The 20,510-nt window shown below is 39.6% G+C and carries 16 protein-coding genes; 8 read left to right on the top strand and 8 right to left on the bottom strand.

Annotated features, from left to right (window positions below):
• Window positions 1-2: 2 nt before the first annotated feature.
• The gene (locus tag CLV81_RS18705; protein ID WP_245912088.1) at window positions 3-1,013 is read right to left on the bottom strand and encodes a Kelch repeat-containing protein; all 1,011 of its coding nucleotides are present in this window, start codon (window positions 1,011-1,013) and stop codon (window positions 3-5) included.
• A 5-nt stretch (window positions 1,014-1,018) separates the two neighbouring features.
• Window positions 1,019-1,882, bottom strand: a complete 864-nt coding sequence (locus CLV81_RS18700; protein WP_146129945.1) for a hypothetical protein — start codon at window positions 1,880-1,882, stop codon at window positions 1,019-1,021.
• Between the two features lie 225 nt (window positions 1,883-2,107).
• Between CLV81_RS18700 and CLV81_RS18695 the strand changes: the two genes are divergently transcribed.
• The 8 genes from CLV81_RS18695 to CLV81_RS18660 all read left to right on the top strand — a co-directional run bounded on the left by CLV81_RS18695 (window position 2,108) and on the right by CLV81_RS18660 (window position 12,658).
• Window positions 2,108-3,427 (top strand): DUF4270 family protein, encoded by a 1,320-nt coding sequence (locus tag CLV81_RS18695; RefSeq protein WP_106147227.1) that lies wholly within the window; start codon window positions 2,108-2,110, stop codon window positions 3,425-3,427.
• Entirely contained in the window at window positions 3,420-4,661 is a 1,242-nt protein-coding gene (locus CLV81_RS18690; protein WP_146129944.1) for a BamG family beta-barrel-assembly machinery protein, read from the top strand. The genes CLV81_RS18695 and CLV81_RS18690 overlap by 8 nt, the downstream gene beginning before the upstream one ends.
• Before the next feature lie 161 nt (window positions 4,662-4,822).
• Window positions 4,823-5,743 carry a DUF6268 family outer membrane beta-barrel protein gene (locus CLV81_RS18685; protein ID WP_146129943.1) on the top strand — a complete coding sequence of 307 codons (921 nt, stop codon included), beginning with the start codon at window positions 4,823-4,825 and terminating at the stop codon, window positions 5,741-5,743.
• The gene (locus CLV81_RS18680) at window positions 5,740-6,117 is read left to right on the top strand and encodes a hypothetical protein (RefSeq protein WP_146129942.1); all 378 of its coding nucleotides are present in this window, start codon (window positions 5,740-5,742) and stop codon (window positions 6,115-6,117) included. The genes CLV81_RS18685 and CLV81_RS18680 overlap by 4 nt, the downstream gene beginning before the upstream one ends.
• Complete coding sequence (locus CLV81_RS18675) at window positions 6,114-7,214, top strand: efflux RND transporter periplasmic adaptor subunit (RefSeq protein ID WP_106147219.1); 1,101 nt, start codon at window positions 6,114-6,116, stop codon at window positions 7,212-7,214. The genes CLV81_RS18680 and CLV81_RS18675 overlap by 4 nt, the downstream gene beginning before the upstream one ends.
• 9 nt (window positions 7,215-7,223) lie before the next feature.
• Window positions 7,224-10,370, top strand: coding sequence for an efflux RND transporter permease subunit (locus tag CLV81_RS18670; RefSeq protein ID WP_106147217.1), 3,147 nt, complete (start codon window positions 7,224-7,226; stop codon window positions 10,368-10,370).
• On the top strand, window positions 10,357-11,661 hold the full coding sequence (locus tag CLV81_RS18665) for a TolC family protein (RefSeq protein ID WP_106147215.1): 1,305 nt from the start codon (window positions 10,357-10,359) through the stop codon (window positions 11,659-11,661). The genes CLV81_RS18670 and CLV81_RS18665 overlap by 14 nt, the downstream gene beginning before the upstream one ends.
• A 118-nt stretch (window positions 11,662-11,779) precedes the next feature.
• A complete protein-coding gene (locus CLV81_RS18660; protein ID WP_146129941.1) occupies window positions 11,780-12,658 on the top strand; it encodes a hypothetical protein in 879 nt (292 codons plus the stop codon).
• 223 nt (window positions 12,659-12,881) lie between these two features.
• Here the strand turns inward: CLV81_RS18660 and CLV81_RS18655 are convergent, their stop codons facing one another.
• The 6 genes from CLV81_RS18655 to thrA all read right to left on the bottom strand — a co-directional run bounded on the left by CLV81_RS18655 (window position 12,882) and on the right by thrA (window position 20,479).
• Complete coding sequence (locus tag CLV81_RS18655) at window positions 12,882-13,703, bottom strand: sugar nucleotide-binding protein (protein ID WP_106147211.1); 822 nt, start codon at window positions 13,701-13,703, stop codon at window positions 12,882-12,884.
• A gap of 3 nt (window positions 13,704-13,706) precedes the next feature.
• Window positions 13,707-14,621 (bottom strand): glutaminase, encoded by a 915-nt coding sequence (locus tag CLV81_RS18650; RefSeq protein ID WP_106147209.1) that lies wholly within the window; start codon window positions 14,619-14,621, stop codon window positions 13,707-13,709.
• Window positions 14,621-15,706, bottom strand: coding sequence for a glycine cleavage system aminomethyltransferase GcvT (gene gcvT / locus CLV81_RS18645; protein WP_106147207.1), 1,086 nt, complete (start codon window positions 15,704-15,706; stop codon window positions 14,621-14,623). The genes CLV81_RS18650 and gcvT overlap by 1 nt, the downstream gene beginning before the upstream one ends.
• Window positions 15,707-15,811: 105 nt before the next feature.
• Entirely contained in the window at window positions 15,812-17,107 is a 1,296-nt protein-coding gene (thrC, locus tag CLV81_RS18640) for a threonine synthase (protein ID WP_106147205.1), read from the bottom strand.
• 2 nt (window positions 17,108-17,109) lie between these two features.
• Window positions 17,110-18,033, bottom strand: a complete 924-nt coding sequence (locus tag CLV81_RS18635; protein WP_106147203.1) for a homoserine kinase — start codon at window positions 18,031-18,033, stop codon at window positions 17,110-17,112.
• Between the two features lies 1 nt (window position 18,034).
• The gene (gene thrA, locus CLV81_RS18630) at window positions 18,035-20,479 is read right to left on the bottom strand and encodes a bifunctional aspartate kinase/homoserine dehydrogenase I (protein ID WP_106147201.1); all 2,445 of its coding nucleotides are present in this window, start codon (window positions 20,477-20,479) and stop codon (window positions 18,035-18,037) included.
• Window positions 20,480-20,510 lie beyond the last annotated feature (31 nt).

The following is a 20,510-nucleotide window of genomic DNA, read 5'->3' as shown; positions in this document are numbered from 1 at the left end:
TATCAGTCGTCCTCATCCTCTTCTTCAAACGGGAAAAATTCACGATTGTCATCCAAATAGAGGTTTCCACTTCTTCCAAGCGCCAAAAACGCACGGGTACCATCATAGAAACCAACAGCCCCCTCTCTTGCCACGCCTTCATAATTTGTTTTTTCTTCCCACAAGTCAGTAGATGGATTGTATTCCCATACACTAGTCAAAGACCCTGTACCCCCATTTCCGCAAGCAATATAGCCTCTGTCTCCAATGGAAAAGCCCACAGCATTACTACGAACAATGGTGTAGTCATCATCGTCGTCAATATCCAAAAGTGAGGTCCACGAATCTGAAGTTAGGTCAAACGCCCAAAAATCGGTTTGGTTCCTGCCGTTGGAAACCCCGGTACCCACGTAAACTGTGTTCCCTATTTTAAAAGTTGTGGCGTCCCGTCGTTTTGTTCCTCCAAAACCAACAATTTCGTTCCAAGTATCGGTGGTTGGATCATATTTCCAAAAATCCTTTCGGTCGTTATCACCGTCAAACCCGGTTCCTACATATCCACTGGTATCCGACCCAAAAGCTATTGCTCCTCTTCTTGGATTACCTTGAAAATCCGAAATGGGAGTCCATGTATTGGATGATGGGTTGTATTTATAAAAATCGCCCAATTCATTATCCCCATCAAAACCAAGCCCAACATATCCTTCATCACCAATGGTGAAGGCACTTGCAGAACTTCTTGCAACGCCTGGAAAAGAGGCGCCTTGGGACCAAAAGTTCCCATCCATATCGTAAATCCAAAAGTCTGATAGATAATCATCACCATCATATCCTGTGCCCATATAGCCTTTATTTCCTATGCTAAATGCAGCTGAACTGCTTCTTGGTGTTCCGTCCAAAACCGAACGGTCTACCCAATTCCCTAAATCATCAGTATCCTCATCATCCGAACAGCTCAAAAAGCAAAATAAGCATATCATTGAGGTAAGAAGCTTCACTTCCATCCTTGTCATTAACCAAATTGTTCTTTTCATTGTTTTTATTTAAAGTTGTACATAATTCCCATCGAAAAAAAAATAGAGGAGCCCTGTCCAAAATCATAAAATGGGTTGTCGTTGTTGTCCTGAATTTCAAAATCTTCAACCAACTGATATCCTATCTGTGAGATTGTGGTAAGGTTGGGTTGAAGCCTGTACTGGTAATCCAAGGAAATCTGTGACCCGTTCAATACGAGTTTTCCGTCCACCAGCTCCCCAAAATTTTGAATTTGCAAAGGGCTGGCAACATTGGCGTACATTCCAGAAAAAGAATGCTCCAGAAGCAAACGGTTTCTTTCATTAAATTGAAATGAAATAGCGCTTTCTGGAAAACCTAATTTTAAGAAAAGCTTATCGCTGATATAGGTACTGTATTCAAGTAGTGGTATCAGCCTTGGAGAGCCAAAAAGAACATCGTTGAATATTCCAACCCTTACCCAGTTGTTCCTTTGTTTTTTGCCAGACCATTTTTTTGATATCCAAGCTGAAAAAATCCATAAAAAATCCTCTTGGGAAAGTGAGCTGGTCCAAGAAGATGAAATGGTAGGTTTAAATGCGGCCTCAATTGTATAGGCTTTTCCAATCTCAATTTCATAATCTAAGGACAATTGGAGTTGGTGAAAACGATTTATGTCCTCTAAAGGTGATACTTCAGTTCTATCAAAGAAATCAAAATCACGTTTTAAGTACTCTGAGGATATGGTCAGGTTTTTTTGAATTTTTTGACTAAACCTAAAAGTAAGGTCGGAAACAGTGGTGTTTTCCATATCTGCCCAAATTCCATAGTCCATCCTGACTATTTCTTCTTGGGATTTGATATCAGTATAAATAAGGACCAAAACCATTGTACAAAAGACTCTACTCAAATTGACTTTTCTCCCAAAACTATTCTGGAGATGTTCCGACCTAAAATATTTTATACATGTAGGACGCTTTTGTATACCAACTCAACGTATTCATCGACCAATCCGGAGATTTGGGTTTAGTGGGAGAAACAAAAGTTTGGTAGACAAAAATTCAACCTAGGTATAATTAACTCCCATATTACATGGGGTTTCAATTCTTTTGCTCCAAACAACATTCATTATCCAATGAAGAAAATCATATTGTTTTTAGGAATTTTTGCTCTGATATTGGCCTGTAGTCTGGATACATCTGAAATTCCATCTTTGGAGGTCGGGCAGGATTTTGCAGATTCCGATGTAAGAGTCATATCATTGGATACGTTTACTGTGGCGGTTTCAACCATGCGGTTTGATAGCATAGTCACTTCAGGTACCGACCGTATTCTTGTTGGTCAGTATGTTGATAGTTTTTTTGGGGAAGTGAAGGCGACCAATTTCATGGAGTTATCCCCACCCGTGTATGAGCTTCCCTCAGATGCCGAATTGGACAGTGTAGGGCTCGTACTGGGTTATGACGGATACTTCTACAACGATACCATCATCCAGTCTACGCTCAATGTACACCTCCTTACTGATGACTTAAGGGATGAAGATGGGTTTTTTTATAACACCTCCGAAATTTCATTTGATTCAGTTCCATTGGCTACATATACTTATCTCCCTGAACCAAAGGACGAAGATTCACTCTTTATTAAACTTCCGCAGGACTTTGGATTATCTCTTTTTGAGGGGATACGGGACAATGACATAAACAACCTGGATGAACTTCTTGAAACGTTTCAAGGTATTAGTATAAGGCCGGGAGTTATGGATAACTCTAGTATTATAGGGTTTTCATCGAATGGTAGTCGAAGTTATATCCGATTCTTTTATCGGATACCCCAGGAATTTGATGATGAAGAAGGCTCTTTGGATTTTGTTGTTCAAGAAAATCTTTCAGAGCCAAAAATATTCAACAATATCCAAAACACCCTTTCAAATTCAGTTTTGGATACACTCATTGATCAAGAAATCAATCTCCCTTCGCCCCGATCAAATAACCGAAGTTTTATTCAGGCAGGAACGGGATACGCTGCGAGAATTCAATTTCCTACTATTAAACAATTGTTCGATATTCCTGGACAAGGCACTATTCTAAGTGCTACCCTTCAGTTAAAACCCCCTCCGAGCACCTACAACGATAATCTTCCTATTAGGGATTCATTGACCATTCTATTGGTGAACCAGAATAACAGGATAACTGAACAGCTTTTTTTTGGGGGCGAACCTGTATTTGGAGTGGTAAACGAACAACTGAAAGAGTTTGATGAACTAATTTATGAAATACCAATTGGGGTCTATGTGGATAGGGAACTCAATGAAACGAACCTGGTTGATGACGCATTCATAGTGTATCCTCCTGAATTTGGGCAAAGCGTTGATCGAGTCATTTTGGAAGGGGAAGAAAGTCAGGATTTTAAGGCAACCTTGATTATCACCTATGCGATTTATGATGAAGATGAATAAAGTTCTTACCACCATAACAGTTGTGGTTACCGCCTTGAATTCCTATTCCCAGACGAATAGATTAACAGGCTCTCCATATTCTCTTTTCGGGTTAGGTGTTGAAACCAGCTCTAATGTCGGAAAGAACGCTTCACTAGGTGGAGGAGGTTTTGCCATCAACGACCCAAGCTTCATAAATATCAGGAATCCTGCATCCTTTGGAACAGAGAGTACAAATTCCTTTGTTTTTGATATTGGTTTTCTTGGCGAATTGAGCACCATAGAAAACAATACCACTGAAGAGAATAGATTGGCTAGCAACTTTTCCAGTCTGGCTTTTTCCGCCAATATTGATGAAAAATCCACCTTAGGTCTTGCGGTATTGCCCTATTCGGATGTAGGGTATTCACTTTTGGGAATTGAAAGTAATATTGAAGGAACATTTGACCAGTTCAATAGTAACATCTTTGGAACAGGTGCATTGAACACTCTAAATCTACAGTATGGGAGAACTATGTTCAAGGGTTTTAGACTTGGAGCCAAGATTTCGTATTTATTTGGAAGTATAGAAGAAACCGAGATTGTACAAACAGGTTTGAGTGGACTAACCGTAGAGGAAACAAGTAATTATAGTGGTGTTCAATTTGGTGTTGGGCTTCAGACGGATATAGGCAAACTATTTTCTTATGGAGGTACGATTCTCTTTCCGACGCAGCTTTCGGGCACTCAAGATAGAACAGTAAACAAAGTCTTGGATTTGATTCAAAGCCCGGTTGAATCTGAGTTGGATATCTCTCTTGATAGGTTTGAGTTACCCTTGGAGTTCAACAATGGTATCCTAATTAGTCCTTTGAAACACCTTCATCTTAACTTTGATCATAGTTTTAAGGCTTGGTCCGTTACTGGACAACAAGATAACATTGGTGATTTTGTAGACCAAAACATCTTCTCCGGAGGAGCGGAGTACAGTATAAATCCTGCTGGCTTTAAATATATCCAAAGGATACAGTTCAGAACGGGGTATTATTACGACTCAGGTTATCTGTCCGTTCGCGGAGAAAACATTTCAAGTAGTGGCTTTTCCTTGGGACTGGGTTTCCCCTTTGGCAGGAGAAGCGGTTCCATGATTAACATTTCTTATACCAATACAAACCGCGGTAGCACCAACACCATATTGGTTCAGGAGAACATTCACTCGGTAAACATCAATATTAACTTGAAAGATATCTGGTTTCTCAAAAGAAAAATCAACTAGAAGGTTGTTTTTTTCTATGAACTCCCTAAAATCCCATACAAATTCCTTCACTGGTTTTATCGACACATTATTGGTATTGGTCTTTTCATTATCTGCATAAGTATATTTTATTCTTCTTTGGAAAATCCACTGTATAGCTTCGCTCTCAACAATTATCAACTATGAAAAAGTGGATGTTACTTGTTGGAATGATGACCATTGGCTCTCTTAAGGCACAATTGCCCATATTTATTGGTAATTCCAATGAACCCGAACCGATAAGCATTAATTATGGACTTTTACCCGATTTAGGAGGGACTGAAATTCAGAACTACGGTTTGAACCTGAGCTTTGCGAAACCCATTAAAAAAGGAGTTTTGGGTGCACGTTTGGGATACCAGCTTTTTTCTTTTGATTTCAATTCGTCCACTAATCTTGTAAACCTGTCTACGTTTGAGGATATTCATTCCATAAACACGGGTGTTTTTTACTTAAGGCCCCTGAAGAACAATTGGAGGATGGTTGTTTCGGTAGGAACTACGTTAACATCCAATTTTGGAGACGGTATCAGCGAAGAAGATTTTGTTTTCAACGCTATACTGGGATTTACCAAAAGATGGGGTGAAGATAACAGATTCTCGAATTTACTTGTTGGAGCATTTTATGGAACCCAATTTGGTGAACCTATTGTTTTTCCGGCCGTATCCTTCAGTCAACAACTGAATGAACATTGGAGCTATTCTTTGGGAATTCCAGTTACAGGTCTGACTTACCGAGTAAACGCCAAACATAGCGTTGCGATTTTGGCATCTCCTCAAGGTATCTTCGGAAACAATTCCAACGAGATAGCGGTTGAGGGAAATGCAACTTTAAAGAATACAAAACTTCAGTTCAACGGAATAAATACAAGACTTTCCTATAGATACTTATTTACAAAAAACTTAGCGTTTGTGGGCGAAGTCGGTTTTGTACCCAACCCCACCTTGCAGATTTTGGATGATGAAAATGAAGAAATCTTTGATTTTGACCCGGAAAGTGGGGCATACTTCAACTTGGGACTACGATTCGTGCTCCAAAGACCAAAGCAAAATAATTCAAAATGATGATACAAATGATATCTAAAACACTACTACCAGCAATAGCTTTATTGATATCCATATCCGCTTTTGGGCAAAAAAAGATGGATGCGACAAAAATGGCCGAATATCAAACCAACTTGATGAAATCCGAATTGAATCTTGATGAGGAACAACTCACAAAAGTTGAAGAGGTGAATGTCCGTTATTCCAAAAAGACGGCCGATTTGATGAATAAGGAAGGTTCGATGTTTGGAAAAATGGGGGATATGAAAAAAATAAAGAAGGCAAAAAACCAAGAGCTAGAGAGGATTTTATCCGAAGAGCAAATGGAAAAGTTTGAAGATGAGTTAGAGCCTCAAATGCGAAAAACCATGCGCAAAAAAATGTCTGAAGAATGAAAATATGGATAAAGGCCTTAATTGGGTTGGGCATTATAGTTTTGGGGGTACTCCTGGTTGGTTTGATGAAGAATAGCAACCAGGAAACCGTCGATGAAGTTAAAAAGGAACAACAAATGGTATCCACACAATTGGTAGTTCCCACTTCACATCCCTTTGTAATTGAAGCAACAGGTTCGTTAACTGCCAAAAAAAGGATAGAACTGTACAGTGAAGTACAAGGAATTCTTGTGGCCACCCAAACTGATTTCAAAGAAGGAAACAGGTTTTATAAAAACCAAACCTTGTTACAAATAAATAGCTCCGAATACCAAGCCCAACTTCTATCAACTCGTAGCGCATTTTTAAACAGAATTACGAGCATGCTACCCGATATGGAAGTGGATTTCCCGGAAGCTTCAGTAAAATGGCAATCCTATTTGGAAGATTTCAAAGTAAATCGAGCACTACAGACTCTACCGGAACCAACATCCGAAGCTGAGCGTTTGTTTTTGACGGGAAAAGGCATTTATGAGAACTTCTATACAGTTAAAAATCAAGAAGAAAGACTATCAAAATATACACTTAAAGCTCCTTTTGGAGGAGTAGTTACGGAGTCTTTGGTTACCACAGGAACTCTTGTTCGTAACGGGCAAAAGCTCGGAGAATTTATAGACCCATCTTTATTTGAGATTAAGCTAGAGGTACCATCTCGCTATACTAATTATATAGCCTTGGGCAAAGAAGTACTTCTTGAAAGTTTGGACACTCAACAAAAGTTCCAAGGGAAAATAAGTCGGATAAATGCAAAAATTAGTTCAAACACACAGACCATAACCGTAGTTGTAGAAATAGCGGGTACTGATCTTAAGGAAGGACAGTTTTTACAGGGTACCATTTTTGGGAAAATGTTGGAAAACGTGGTGAAAATTGATAATAATTTGCTCATTGAGAACAATCAGGTCTATGTTGTGAAGGATGGTGTGCTTCAACTTCAGGAAGTGGAACCTATGAATTATGTTGGAGATAGTGTCTTGATAGGTGGTTTAAAAGCTAACACCATTTTGGTTGATGAAGTGTTGGCCAATGTTTATCCCGGTATGAATGTGCTGTTCTAATTCTTTCAGATGAAAAAGATAATAGCCTACTTCATTAAATACCCTGTAGCGGTCAATATTTTTATCGTTGGATTTCTCATCTTCGGATATTTCGGATTTCAACAGCTTAATTCATCCATATTTCCTTTATCAGACCCAACAATCATCAATGTTCAGGTGTCCTTTCCCGGTGCTTCGCCAAAAGAGGTTGAAGAGGGTGTGGTGGAAAAAATAGAAAGAAATCTAAAAGGGCTTGAAGGTATCGATCGTGTAACCTCAATCTCAAGGGAAAATACCGGTACGGTAAGTATTGAGGTTCTAACTGATTTTGATATCAACCTCGTATTGGATGAAGTCAAAAATGCTGTGGATGGTATACCCTCCTTTCCTTTAGGGTCCGAACCGCCGGTTGTAGAAACGATAAAACCCACACGACCAGGAATTTCATTTGTACTCGTTGGCGAGAATGTGCCCTTAAGCATACTGAAAAAAACGGCCCAAGACATTGAAGATGATTTTTTACGCATGGAGGGTATTTCTCAGATAACCTTATCCGGTTTCCCAGAGGAGGAGATAGAAATCTCCGTTACGGAGGAACGTCTTCGTAGTTTGAATGTGACATTTGATGATATTTCAAGTGCAGTATCCAACGCCAACATTCTGGTCACGGGAGGAACTGTTAGGACCAGTAATGAAGAATACACCATACGTGCTGAAAACAAAGCAAAATACGCCAGCAAATTGGAGAATATTGTAGTAAAGCACAACGAAGCTGGTGGCAAAGTACTACTTCGGGACGTTGCCAAAACCATCAATACGTTCAATGAATCTCCTGACATCATTAAGTTCAATGGAAAAACTGCTATTGCCATTGCCTTGACGAATACCAATTCAGAGGACCTTATAGGAAGTGCAGAAAAGGCCAGGGAATATCAAAAAAAGTTCAATGACGAACATGATAATCTATCCATGGAAATCACTTCAGATTTTTCTGTGGTCATTGAGGACCGAATCGCGCTTCTTCTTGAAAATGCCATATTGGGGATGATATTGGTTTTACTCCTATTATCTTTTTTCTTGAGACCGAGAGTGGCGTTCTGGGTTGCCTTTGGACTACCCATTTCATTTTTTGGGATGTTCATTCTTCTCCCGCACTATGGTGTCACTCTAAATATGTTATCGCTTTTTGGGATGATTTTGGTGATTGGAATTCTTGTTGATGACGGAATTGTAATCGCGGAAAATATATACTCACGCCATGAAAAAGGGGAATCCAATATAAAAGCTGCAGTAAATGGTACTATGGATGTCCTTACCCCCATTCTTTCTGCGATTGCAACTACCATTTTGGCTTTTTCAATTTTCTTTTTTTTGGACGGTCAAATCGGAGCTTTTTTTGGAGATATAGCTGCGGTAGTGGCCATTACACTGGCAGTTTCGCTAATAGAGGCTTTAATTATTCTCCCAGCGCATTTAGCCCATTCCAAAGACTTGAAAGGAAAGGGAAAAACTTATAGGTTCAATGTTTGGGGGGATCAGTTTATTCATTTTTTAAGGGACAGGGTATATTCACCTGCCCTGAGATTCACATTAAAGAATAAATTCATTTCATTTAGTGTGATTATGTGCCTTTTCATTATAACTCTAGGAGCATTCGGCGCAGGACTCATTAAACTTACCTTTTTCCCCAGTAACGCAAGTGATCAAATTACCATTACATTGAATACTCCAGAGGGAACGGGCGAACATGTTACTGATTCACTCAGCACCTATGTAGAGGGAAAAATCTGGAAAGTAAACGAAGAATTGGGCAAAAATGAACTCGGAGAACCTTATATCCGATCTTCGCTAAGACAAGTTGGGCCTAGTGGTTCCCAATCGACGATAACGCTCAATTTATCCCCTAGTGAGTCACGCACACTTTCTTCCTCAGATATAGCAAATCGTATCCGTGAAAAAGTTGGGGAAATACCAATGGCTGAAAAACTGAGCTTTGATTCAGGAAGAAATGTTGGAGGGATGCCCATTTCCATATCGATACAATCCAAAAATCTTGAAAGCCTGGAACAGGCCAAAGAGATAGTATATGCAGAGTTGCGAAAAAATCCGGATATAAAGGATATTGTGAATACCAGTCCAAAAGGAGGTAAGGAAATAAGGTTGGAACTAAAGGAAAATGCCCAAATCCTAGGTCTTACACTCAACGGTGTAATGAGCCAAGTTCGAAGTGCATTTTTTGGAAAGGAAGTACAACGCATTCAGCGAGGACAGGATGAAATAAAAATATGGGTGCGCTATAGCGACGAGGACCGTTCCAGTATAAGCAACATTCAAAATATTCAAATTTCTACGCAGAATGGTCGAATTCCATTATCCGAAATAGCAACCTTAAACATTCAACAAGGGGAGGTGGCCATTAACCATCTTGATGGGATAAGAGAGTTGACCATAGAAGCCGATTTAGCCAATCCTAAAGCAAGTCCAACCGAGATAATGCAAGACTTGACCACAAGGGTCCCACTTTTATTAAAGGAGAACTATCCAGATGTAAATGTTGGAGCAGAGGGACAGAATCGTGAAGTGGACCGTATAACAGAATCAGCTTCCCAGGTTCTTCCAGTTATCATCTTTTTGATTTATGTAACGATTGTTTTCGCCTTCCGATCATATAGTCAGCCGTTGATTCTACTTGCCATAGTCCCTTTCTGCCTGATTGGGGTAGCCTGGGGGCATTGGCTTCATGGATTTCCAATGAGTATTCTTTCCTACCTAGGTATTATTGGGCTGATAGGAATTGTGGTGAATGATGGATTGGTATTTACGGGTAGATTTAATTCGTACCTGAAAGAAGGCCTCTCATTTGACGAAGCACTTTATGAAACGGGGCGAGCACGTTTCCGAGCAATTTTCCTAACCTCCATAACCACGATTGCTGGGCTCGCCCCTTTAATGTTGGAACGTAGTCTTCAAGCTCAGTTTCTTATCCCAATGGCCATTTCCATATCCTATGGAATTGCCATAGCTACATTACTCACCCTATTTCTTCTTCCAATTTTTTTATCGGTCTCGAATTACGTGAAAGTGTATGTGAAGTACATCACAACTGGAGTGAAGCCAAAAAGGGAAGAAGTAGAGCGTGCAATTAAAGAATTAAAAGTTGATCATGTTGAATTTTAGATTGTTAGTCTTCTTTTCTTGTTTGTTGATAACCAAGGCAGTTGCACAAGAGTCGCTAAATGTGGACCAAGCTATTGCAATTGCCTTGGAAAACAACTATGACCTGAAGATTGCCAAAAACAATACTAAATTGGCAGATGTGCAGACCGGAATACTTAATAGTGGATATCTGCCCACGGTATCGGCAAGCAGCGGTGTTAACTATTCCGATGAAAACCAAAACGTACTTTTTTTGGACCAGACCTCAACATCAGTGGATGGAGCGGTCACTGAATCCTATAATGCATCCATTACTGCAGAGTATGTGATTTTTGATGGATTGGTTAGAAAATTTACCAACCAAAACAACGAAGAGAACCTTAACCTGGCCAGGTTACAGGAGAGGCAGCAAATTGAAAACAGCATTATTTCGATTTACGATGCTTACTTCAATACGGCATTTCAAAAACAGGTTGTAGAAAATCTTGAGCTCAACGTTTCAAATTCCAAAGACAGGTTGGACCGGGCGAGGAGGAAGCTCAAATATGGCCAGGGAACTAAACTTGACGAATTGAATGCCCAAGTAGACCTAAATAACGACAGTATTTCCTTTATCGAGGCACAAAGGGACCTGAAAAACCTAAAACGTAGTCTAAATTTACTCCTTGGAAGGGATGTTTCTACTGCTTTTGAAGTAGATACTTTGGTCATATTTAAGCCAGAAATGGATAAGGAAAGCCTAATGGAATCTGCTCAGAGGGAAAGCATTCAAGTGCTTTTGGCAAATCAGAATATTTTATTGAGCGACTTGGACATCAAAATCAATAGAGCACAGTTTTTACCAAAAATTTCAGGTTCAGGGTCTTACCGATGGAATGAAAGCCAAAATCCGCCCACTTCATTCGCTTTACAGAATGAGTCATATGGAATTAATCTAGGTCTTAATTTGAGTTGGAATATCTTCAACGGAGGCAATTCCACAAGAGTGAAAACCGCAAAGATTACAAAGAGAAATAGAGAGATTGAGTTGATTAAGGCAAAAGAAGAGCTCGTAACGGATGTATTGAACTCTTACGAAACCTATTCAATAGCTCAATTTTCGTTGGAAGCCGAAGCCGATAACCTCTTGACCAATGAGTTGAACTTTGAAAAGTCAAAAAAACAGTATGGCCTTGGTCAAATTACTTCCGTGGAATACCGACAGGCCCAAATAAACCTTTTCAATTCGAGGAACAACTATGCGCGTTCCAAATATGACCTAAAAGTTGCCGAAATCAATATGTTGCAATTGGCTGGAAGACTTTTGGAGTAGAACACTTCTAAATAAATGAAAGAAACAAGGAAAGAGTGATTTTGGTTTTTGTTAAAACCCGTTTTCAAAGCAATTTAATGCCAGGAAACAAGTTAGAGGTAAACAAATTGTTTATCTAATGAAGTTTCGATTGATTCCTTACGGATATATTTATTTTACGCTTTTAGGAGTAATCCTAATGTTTTCCTGTACCGATGAGGGTGGACAACCCGAGATTAATGCCGTTACAGAGATTTCAAACATTAGATTTTCTGAAACATCTTCGTCGGGTTTTGAGGGTGGGGTTACTACCTATAGCTCTGCCAATAATAATCTTCAAAGCAGGAACCAAAACAGCGAGTTCTTTATTTCTCAGTATCCTCTCGCAGAGTATCGAAGAATTTATGAAGTGGAATATGACTCCGTTGTTACCATTGAAGTTGATTCAGTCACTAGAGATACCTTATCGGTAAATATTGATGTAGTAGAGTTGTCCAGAGAGTTTACAGGTGAAGTTGTAAAAGGAAACCTATGGGCACCTTATGAGCAATATTATGTATCTGAATTATTTGTTGGGATTCCATCACAGGTTTTGGATACGGTTCAGAAAATAGAAATAGCAGCAAATGTAACTGATAGTTTGGCAGATGAACCCGCTACAGGTGGAATTTCAATTTCACTTCACAATCCTGACATAGACCAAAGTTACTTTCTTTTTGATAGTCCTTTTGAAATGGACTCTTCACTTTATGTTAGATCTGATGAGGTACCTTTTTATGATGATAACGGAGAAGTAGAGGGTTATACGTCCGGTATAATTTTACCTTTGTTTAGACTCTATCACCAATCGGACGATGTTTCAAAGCCTTTAACCAGAATGTTCACTATTGAAATAAGACTTGGTGACACTTCATTTTCATCTGATTTCTCTATTTTTTTCGTATCAGCCGAAGAATGGGGCGATAGGAATTGCTGGCTGGCTCAAGTGCCAGAATGTAGGGATTTTTTTGACGAGTAACGGTTTCAATATTTGGGGATAGTGGTAAAATGAAGATTTTCTATTTCATTTTTTTGATTTGCTATTGTCACCTTTTTTATACTCCGTTTTGTTCTAAGCCATTCTTAAAGAATTGAAATAATTCAATTCCAACAACTAATAGAAGTATTTTTTAAGCAATGGTTAAAGACTAAAGGAAAATTTAGCACTACTAGCAGTTCACTTACCTTGGCCAATTGAAAAGCTATTCAACGGTTAGATGATGGTCAATAATTTCCTGATACCCGATTCTTAGGTTTTTAGGCAACAAATGTTCTTTGGGAAGTGCCGCTAAATAGCGATCCTCATTAGTAGTGTAAACTCGTTTCAGTACCGGATGAAAGTTTCCCAAACGTTTAATAACCTCCTTAATAAAATCCTCATGATGAACCAAATCGGTACTTCCCAAATGAAAAATCCCTGTCTTATTCTGATTTATCAAATAATGGATTTGTTGTGTAAGTCGGTCATCATTGGTCACGTTAATGATGAGGTTGGGGAATACCTCTATGGGTTCGTTGGTCTCAAGACTTTTTTTAATATCCCTTATCCGGGGTGACGTATTTCCAAAGACCATGGGCACCCTTAAAATGGCCGCTTTTTCTTTGGGAAGACGCATCATCATATTCTCTATCTTGATTTTTAGACGTCCATATACGCTTTCCGATAGAGTCTTGTCAGTTTCATAGGAAGGAAACTTGCTGTAGGCGTCAAAAACATTGGCCGAAGAAATAAAGTACAACTTAGCATCCGCCGTAGCTAGGTACTCCATTATATGTTGGTGTGCTTGAATCTGTGATACGAACTTTCCCCGAAGTGCCGAAATGATGTATTTGGGTTTTACCTTTTCAAGGATTTGAAAAATATCGTCTTCCTCCATATCATACCTCAAAAACTGCTGGTTGTTTTTATAACTTCTGTTGGTAAAATAGGTGCCGTAGGTATCAAAATAGGAGTGAAGTTCCCTATAAATTGCATTCCCAATAAAACCACTTGCTCCGAGTATAAGGATTTTGTTGTTTTCCAATAGCTAAAAAATTGAAAGACCGCTATCTGTGGTCAGTTTTTCCAAAGCCTGAAGTCCAAGTTTGGAGTTTCCTTTTTCATTTAATCCTGGGGACCAGGTCACCACACAGAAATTATCGGGAAGAAGGGCTACTATACCACCGCCAACCCCACTTTTTCCGGGAAGACCCACTCTAAAGCCAAATTCCCCTGCTTCATCATAAAAACCACAACTCAACATAATTGCATTGATTCGTTTTATCTGACTTAGACTTAAGTGTTGATTGTCCTGAAGACACTTTCCTCGATTCGCGAAAATGTAAAATGTATTCACCAATTGTTCACATGACATACTGAGAGAACACTGGTGAAAATAGAAATCCAAAACGGTTTCCACATCATTTTCCAAGTTTCCAAAGGATTTAATGAGATAGGCAGCTGCATAATTTCTAAACCCTGTCCTTTTTTCAGATTCTGCAACGGACACATCATATCCAATAGAGGAATCGTTGGCAATACCTTGGACGTACTTTAAAAATTCGGCTCTGGGGTTTTTGAGTTTTGAAACCAATATATCCGAAACAACGATGGCCCCAGCATTGATTAAGGGGTTTCTTGGTTTACCATTTTCTTGTTCCAAAAGCGATAAGTGATTAAACGGGTCACCCGAAGGTTCCACACCTACAAGTTCCCATAAATTATCGCCCAAAAGATCAAATGCCATGGAAAGCGTCAATACCTTGGTCATACTTTGCACTGAAAACTGCTCTTTGGTATCTCCGGCACTAAAAAGGGTTCCATTTTTATCCAGTAGTGCAATACCGAATTTGTTTTTGTCAGCACAAGCCAACTCCGGAATATAGGAAGCAATTTTTCCCTTGTCAAGTGTATTGTTCGCTTCAAGCGTTATGGCATCCAGAATGTTTTGGAAGTCGACCATTAACCTTTATAAAACGGAAGCTTAATTATTGTGGCGGGGACGCTTTTCTTTCTAATTTGGATGAATACCTCAGAATCAACCTGTGAAAAGTCTTTGGAAACATACCCTAATCCTATACCCTTTTCCAAAGAAGGGGACATAGTTCCTGAAGTTACATTCCCAATAGTATTTCCATCCGCATCCACAATATCATACCCCTGTCTTGGAATACCCCGTTCAGTAATCTCAAAACCAACCAATTTCTTGGTTACCCCTGCTTCTTTTTGAGCGGCCAGTGCTTTTGAGTTTACAAAATCCTTAGTGAACTTGGTAATCCAACCCAAGCCAGCCTCCAGAGGTGAAGTGGTATCGTCAATATCGTTTCCGTAAAGGCAATACCCCATTTCCAATCGTAAAGTATCCCTAGCGGCCAAGCCAATGGGCTTAATACCGAAATCGGCTCCAGCTTCCAACACTCGACTCCAAACCTGTTCAACCTCCGAATTTTTGCAGTAAATTTCGAATCCACCAGACCCCGTGTATCCGGTAGCAGAAATAATGACATGTTCTATACCAGCAAAATCACCTACAACAAAGTTGTAGAACTTAATGCTTGCCAAATCTATGGATGACAAGGATTGCATGGCCTCTACCGCTTTTGGACCTTGGATGGCCAATAGAGAATACACGTCTGATAGGTTACGCATTTCTGCACCTATACCTTCGTTATATTTTGAAATGTGTGCCCAATCTTTTTCAATATTGGAAGCATTTACAACCAATAAATACGTTTCTTCTTTTACCTTGTAGACGATGAGGTCATCCACAATTCCTCCAGTTTCATTTGGGAAACAACTGTATTGCGCTTTTCCTACGGTAAGTTTGGATGCATCATTGGAAGTGACTTTTTGAATCAGTTCTAGCGCTTTTGGCCCTTCGATTAAAAACTCTCCCATATGGGATACATCAAAAACGCCTACGCCATTTCTAACCGTTTCGTGTTCCACATTTACACCTTCATAAGATACCGGCATATTATAGCCAGCAAAGGGAACCATTTTTGCTCCAAGGGATTCGTGCACCCCTGTTAATGCAGTATTCTTCATAGAATTCCTTTTCTCTGGGTAAATTTATCGATTTCGGAATATATCCTTTGCCCAATTTTAGGTAATCTTGTGAACAAACGGATGTTAATTCAGGGCTAGTCTTTCCTAACTATCCAAAAGAAAGGTTTTCAACTGCTCGTAAGCACAGATTTTAATGGACTGCTTGGTTTTGCCCAAAACTTGTTCGATTTGAGGTGGAATATCGATTTCAATATTCAGGGTTTCCTTTACCACATCCAAAAATTTAACAGGATGTGCGGTTTCCAAGAAAACTCCATGGGTATTAGGATGCTTTTGTTGGTACTTTTTTAGTCCCAAATAACCTACAGCTCCATGAGGGTCCGCGACGTAACCAAAATTTTCGTACACATGTAAGATAGCTTCTTTGGTTTCTTCATCGGTGAAGGAATAACTGGATAGATTTTCTTGAAGATTTTCAAAATCATTTCCATAGAGATGTTGAATTCTCACAAAATTACTGGGGTCACCCACATCCATTGCATTCGAAATAGTAGCAACTGAAGGTTGTGGTATATATTCCCCTTTTTTCATGAATTTCGGTACCACATCGTTTACATTGGTTGAAGCTAAAAAATGATTCACTGGCATTCCCAGTTTTTGAGCCACCATTCCCGCACAGATATTTCCGAAATTTCCCGAAGGGACAGAGAATACAATTTCATTACTTTTTGATTTCAACGTTTTGTAGGCAAACAAGAAATAAAATAGTTGGGGTAACCAACGGGCTACGTTAATGCTATTTGCTGAAGTTAATTTCCGATTTTCTTTAAGCTCAGCATCGAGGAAAGCGGTTTTGACCATCCTTTGGCAATCATCAAAGGTCCCATCTACCTCCATGGCCACAATATTCTGACCCAGTGTGGTTAGTTGTTTTTCCTGAATTTCACTTACTTTTCCGCTCGGGTAAAGGATAACCACTCGAACGCCTTCAACGCCTAAAAAACCATTGGCAACTGCTCCTCCTGTATCTCCAGAGGTAGCAACAAGAACGGTAACTTCAGAACTTCTGTCTTGTGAAAAATGACCTAGGCAATTAGCCATAAACCGTGCACCAACATCTTTAAATGCCATGGTTGGTCCATGAAAAAGCTCTAAAGTGGAAATATTTTCTTCTATCGGAATCACTGGAAACTCAAAATCCAAGACCTTTTCCAAAATTTCTTTTAATGTGGAATCTGGAATATCTTCTTGAACAAATTGATGTATGGCCTGAAAAGCAATTTCGTGTTGGGAAAGTTCATCGATGTTTTGGAAGAAACTATCGGTAAGCTTGCTTATTCTTTCAGGTACATACAAGCCCCTGTCCGGAGCTATTCCCTGAACAACGGCTTCTTTAAATGATGTGGTCTGTTTTGGATTGTTTAAACTATAGTATCGCATATCTAAAACAACGGTTTTACCCCAATTGTATTTATTGGGGATACATGAACATCAAACTCAACATCAATGGCTTCATATACCTGAGTCATAGCTTGCGCTACCCTTTGTGCTATATTTTTTCCTTTGCTTAATGCAAAAATTGAGGGCCCCGAACCTGAAATTCCGCAACCCAATGCGCCCGATTCCAGGGATCTCGTTTTAATATCATCAAAACCCGGAATCAAAATGGAACGAATAGGTTCCACGACATGGTCTTCCAAAGATCTTCCTATTAGGTCATAATCATTTTTGAAGAGTCCAGCGACCAATCCTGCCAAGTTGCCCCACTGCTTGATACCCTTTTGGAGGGTGATATTGGTCTTCAAAATTTTTCTGGAATCTGAGGTTTTTATCTCAATCTGTGGGTGGATTACAGTGGCGTATAATTCTTTGGGGGAGGGCAGGGGGACCACATCCAAAGGATTGTATCCGCGAACGAGTGTAAATCCACCGAATAGGGCAGGAGCAACATTATCCGCATGGGCAACATCACTGGCTAATTTTTCACCCTGCATAGCAAATTCCACCAATTCTGACAAGGAAAAAGGTTTACCTAATAAATAGTTCATGGCCCATACTGTGCCAGCTGAACTAGCCGCGCTACTACCAATACCGCTTCCAGGTTTGATTTTTTTATGGATTTCAATCTCGAAGCCTCCTTTATAATCGCTTTTGTCAAGTAGGGCCAATCCAGCTACACCGGCCACATTCTTCTCTGTAGCGAGAGGTAAATCCTGTCCTGTAATCTTGGTAATTTGGATACCTTTTGTATCGGTTTTTCGGACAATCATTTCATCACCCACGGCATCTAAGGCTACACCCAGTACATCAAATCCGCATGATAGGTTCGCAATGGTTGCTGGGCAAAAAACTCTAATTTCCTCCATCTTAAAAGTTTCCAATTCGAATAATATCGGCAAAGATACCCGAAGCGGTCACATCTGCTCCAGCCCCCGCTCCTTTTATGATGAGGGGTTGGTTTGGATACCTTTCGGTAAAGAACAAAACGATGTTGTCGCTTCCTTCCAAGTTATAGAAATCATGCCCTTTTGGAATTTGTTGTAGGCCTACGCTAGCTTTTCCATCTTCAAACTGAGCCACATATTTTAGCTTACAACCGTTACTTTCAGCTTCTGCGAACAACTCTTGAAAATCATTTTCATACTTCTTCAATGATTCGAAAAAAGCATCATTTGAATCTGTTTCCAAACTTTCCTGCGGCAGAAAACCATTGTTCTCAATTGCATCGATGTCCAATTGACGGCCACTTTCCCTAACAAGAATCAAAATTTTTCGCATTACATCAATTCCACTCAAATCGATGGTTGGGTCTGGTTCGGTGTATCCTTCTTCCTGAGCTTGCTTAACCACATCATGAAAGGTAGTGGAGTTATCAAAGGTGTTGAATACAAAATTTAAGCTTCCTGACAGTACCGCTTGTATTTTGTGTATCTTATCCCCAGAAACGATTAGATGCTTTAAGGTGTCTATTATTGGAAGACCCGCCCCTACATTGGTTTCAAAAAGGAAAGGAGCATTATATTTTTTGGCAAGTTGCTTCAATTGCTGATAATAATTGTATTCCGAGGAACAGGCTATTTTGTTGCAGGTCACTACGGCTATACTGTTTTTGAGGTAGTCTGAATAGGTTTGGGCAATTTCTGAGCTGGCCGTATTATCAACAAACACGCTGTTTCTAAAATTTAGTTGTTTTACTCTTTCAAAAAAGGTATCAAGATTTGCTGTTTCTCCTTTAGAAAGATCATTTGGCCAATCTTCCAAGTCTATTCCGTCTTCATTAAAATACATGGTTCTGGAGTTGCTCATTCCAATTACGCGTACGTTAAGTTTTAATTCTTCCCGTAAATAACTGGATTGTGAACGTATCTGTTCAATAAACTTCGCACCTACATTTCCAACGCCCATTACAAAGAGATTGAGCTGTTTTATATTCTCTTCAAAAAAGGTCTCGTGAAGGGAATTAAGTGCTTTCTTGACGTCTTTTTTACCGATTACTGCGGATATATTCCGTTCAGAAGCCCCTTGTGCAATGGCTCGAATATTTACATTGTTCTTGCCCAAAGTGCTGAACATTTGTCCACTTAAACCTTGATGGCTTTTCATGTTTTCGCCGACAAGCGCCACAATGGCCAAGTCCCGTTCTATCTGCAAGGGTTTTATTCGGTGGTTTTGCATCTCGTATGCAAACGTGTCTTCCAATGCGGTTTGGGCTCTGTCCACATCGTCATTTGAAATGCCCACACAAATGGAATGTTCGGAAGATGCTTGAGTAATCAAAACTACGCTAATACTTTCCAAAGAAAGGGTCTCGAAAAAGCGTTTGGAAATCCCTGGGATTCCTATTAATCCAGGACCTTCCAAAGAAATCAGGCTTATATTTCCTACATGACTGATACCTCTTACCGTTTTTAAACTACCATTTGTATTCTTGGAAACATGTGTGCCAGCATCTTCCGGGGAGAAAGTGTTTTTGATTACTATGGGTATCTCTTTGTCCAATACAGGTTGAATAGTGGGAGGATATAATACCTTGGCTCCAAAATGGGAGAGCTCCATAGCTTCTTCGTAACTTAGATGGGAAATGCATTTAGCTTGCTTTACCATTTTGGGATTTGCGGTATACATTCCACTGACGTCTGTCCAAATCTCTAAGACGTCAGCGTTCAAAGCACTTGCAAAAATGGCGGCGGAATAATCAGAACCTCCGCGGCCGAGCGTAGTAGAGTTTCCATCTTTGCTGGAGGAAATAAAACCTGGCAAAATGGTAATATTTACCTTGTTTTGATTAGCATATGTTTTGCAGTTATCATTGGTTGTTTGAAAATCAACCTTCCCATTTCCAAATGATTCATCAGTCACAATAAGCTCTCTACTGTCTTTAAAACATGCATTTAGTCCCTCTGATATAAAAAACTCAGAAATAATAAAAGCGGACAAAAGCTCACCATATCCCACAATTTTGTCAGACAATTTTGGAGTTACCTCACCTATTAGATAAGAACCTTCCAAAAGGGTTTCCAAAGTGTTAAGGTCACTTTTGACTTTGCTTAGAACCGCACTTTGTTTTTTTACCGGAATCAGGACTTTTATGGTATCAATATGTCTTTTCTCGATTTCATCCAGACTTGTTTTGTATTCCAAATTTTGTTCTGACGCCAGTTTTGTGGTCTCCAAAAGTGTATCGGTAATTCCACCAAATGCCGATACGATTACAGCTTGTGTAGCCTCACCGCTGCTCTGGATGATTGATTTTACTTTATGTATGTTTTCTGGACTGGCTACGGAAGTGCCACCAAATTTTAAAACTTTCATGATAACTTACTTTGAATGAAATAACTAGACT

It is taken from the genome of Flagellimonas meridianipacifica (assembly GCF_003001695.1).
Classification (GTDB): domain Bacteria; phylum Bacteroidota; class Bacteroidia; order Flavobacteriales; family Flavobacteriaceae; genus Flagellimonas; species Flagellimonas meridianipacifica.
This window is presented reverse-complemented; position numbering and strand designations above follow the sequence as displayed.

Coding starts and splice junctions, on each gene's coding strand:
- CLV81_RS18705 (WP_245912088.1), bottom strand. CDS start 1,013: ATGAAAAGAACAATTTGGTTAATGACAAGGATGGAAGTGAAGCTTCTT.
- CLV81_RS18695 (WP_106147227.1), top strand. CDS start 2,108: ATGAAGAAAATCATATTGTTTTTAGGAATTTTTGCTCTGATATTGGCC.
- CLV81_RS18690 (WP_146129944.1), top strand. CDS start 3,420: ATGAATAAAGTTCTTACCACCATAACAGTTGTGGTTACCGCCTTGAAT.
- CLV81_RS18685 (WP_146129943.1), top strand. CDS start 4,823: ATGAAAAAGTGGATGTTACTTGTTGGAATGATGACCATTGGCTCTCTT.
- CLV81_RS18680 (WP_146129942.1), top strand. CDS start 5,740: ATGATGATACAAATGATATCTAAAACACTACTACCAGCAATAGCTTTA.
- CLV81_RS18675 (WP_106147219.1), top strand. CDS start 6,114: ATGAAAATATGGATAAAGGCCTTAATTGGGTTGGGCATTATAGTTTTG.
- CLV81_RS18670 (WP_106147217.1), top strand. CDS start 7,224: ATGAAAAAGATAATAGCCTACTTCATTAAATACCCTGTAGCGGTCAAT.
- CLV81_RS18665 (WP_106147215.1), top strand. CDS start 10,357: ATGTTGAATTTTAGATTGTTAGTCTTCTTTTCTTGTTTGTTGATAACC.
- CLV81_RS18660 (WP_146129941.1), top strand. CDS start 11,780: ATGAAGTTTCGATTGATTCCTTACGGATATATTTATTTTACGCTTTTA.
- CLV81_RS18650 (WP_106147209.1), bottom strand. CDS start 14,621: ATGGTCGACTTCCAAAACATTCTGGATGCCATAACGCTTGAAGCGAAC.
- gcvT (WP_106147207.1), bottom strand. CDS start 15,706: ATGAAGAATACTGCATTAACAGGGGTGCACGAATCCCTTGGAGCAAAA.
- thrC (WP_106147205.1), bottom strand. CDS start 17,107: ATGCGATACTATAGTTTAAACAATCCAAAACAGACCACATCATTTAAA.
- CLV81_RS18635 (WP_106147203.1), bottom strand. CDS start 18,033: ATGGAGGAAATTAGAGTTTTTTGCCCAGCAACCATTGCGAACCTATCA.
- thrA (WP_106147201.1), bottom strand. CDS start 20,479: ATGAAAGTTTTAAAATTTGGTGGCACTTCCGTAGCCAGTCCAGAAAAC.